Here is a 1,436-nt window from a genome sequence, read left to right on the forward strand (position 1 = left end):
CTTGCCCGCGGGCCAGACCTGACGGACCGCATCGCAGACCTCCACCAGGAGTCGCGCGCGGTTCTCGCGGGAGCCGCCGTACTCGTCCGTCCGCTCGTTGGACAGGGGTGAGAGGAACTCGTGGACGAGGTAACCGTGCGCCGCGTGGATCTCGACCACGTCGAACCCGGCCTGATCCGCGCGTCGCGCGGCATCGGCGAAGGCGTCCACCACGCCGCGGATCCCCTCGAGGTCAAGCGCGACGGGAGTGGCCATGTCGCCGAACGGGATCGCCGAGGGGGCGACCGTGGTCCACCCGCCCTCCTCTACCGGCAGCGAGCCGGTGGGCTCTCCCGGGAAGGCCCTGTAGGTCGACGCCTTGCGCCCGGCGTGGGCCAGTTGGATCCCGATCGCCGCGCCCTGCGAGTGCACGAAGTCCACGATCGGCGCCCACGCGTCCCGCTGCGCGTCGTTCCACAGCCCGGCGTCGTGGGCGCTGATGCGACCCTCCGGGACCACCGCGGACGCCTCCGCGAGGATCAGCCCGAACCCGCCCTGCGCCCGCGCGCCGAGGTGCACGAGATGCCACGGAGTGGGGACGCCGTCGCGGGCGTCGCACGAGTACTGGCACATCGGTGAGAGCCACGCGCGGTTCCGGATCTCGAGATCGCGGATTCGGATGGGGTCGAAGAGCAGCGGCATGCCACCGATTAAACCCGCGCCGGCCGGGTCAGGGTCGCCGGGGACCACCCCCGGACGGGCGCTCACGCACCCCTTCGCCGCCGACTAGCGTGGGCGCCATGACTGACGCCCAGACCGGACCGGGTTCCTCCTCGGAGCCCACGCTGACCCCACAGCCGCAGCTCACCCACCTCGACGCCGAGGGCCGGGTCCGGATGGTCGACGTGGGCGACAAGGCCGTCACCACCCGCACCGCCACCGCCGAGGGGGTCTTCCGCACCCGGCCGGAGGTGGTGACCATGGTCGCGGGCGACGATCTGGGCAAGGCCGACGTCCTGGCCACCGCCAGATTGGCCGGGATCGGCGCCGCCAAGAAGACCTCCGAGCTGATCCCCCTGTGTCACCAGATCCCCCTGAACTCGGTCAAGGTGCGCTTCGATCTCGACGCGCCGGCCGGCGAGATCCGGGTGTCGGCCACCGCCAGGACGACCGGCCGCACGGGTGTGGAGATGGAGGCGCTCACCGCCGTGTCGGTGGCCGGTCTGACGCTGCACGACATGATCAAGGCCGTCGACCCCCTGGCCACGATGGACGGGGTCAGGCTGGCCACCAAGACCGGCGGCAAGCGGGGCGACTGGACCAGGGAGTCCGACGACGAGTCGGCTCGCGCGGCCACCGGGCGGACCGCGGTGGAGTCGGGCCGGAGCGCCGTCGTCGTCGTCTCCTCCACCGCCGCCGCGCACGGGCGGCGGGAGGACACCACCGGCCCCGCCATC

At 72.8% G+C, this 1,436-nt stretch carries 2 protein-coding genes; one reads left to right on the top strand and one right to left on the bottom strand.

Features of this window, described 5'->3' with window-relative positions; all coding sequences use genetic code 11:
- On the bottom strand, positions 1-681 hold a 681-nt coding region (locus G6017_RS12070; RefSeq protein WP_524536292.1), incomplete at its 3' end, for an oxidoreductase.
- Between the two features lie 98 nt (positions 682-779).
- Between G6017_RS12070 and moaC the strand changes: the two genes are divergently transcribed.
- The coding region (gene moaC, locus G6017_RS12075) for a cyclic pyranopterin monophosphate synthase MoaC (protein ID WP_182617570.1) at positions 780-1,436 on the top strand (657 nt) is incomplete at its 3' end.

Origin of the sequence: Dietzia sp. B44 (assembly GCF_014145245.1) — a bacterium.
Lineage (GTDB): Bacteria > Actinomycetota > Actinomycetes > Mycobacteriales > Mycobacteriaceae > Dietzia > Dietzia natronolimnaea.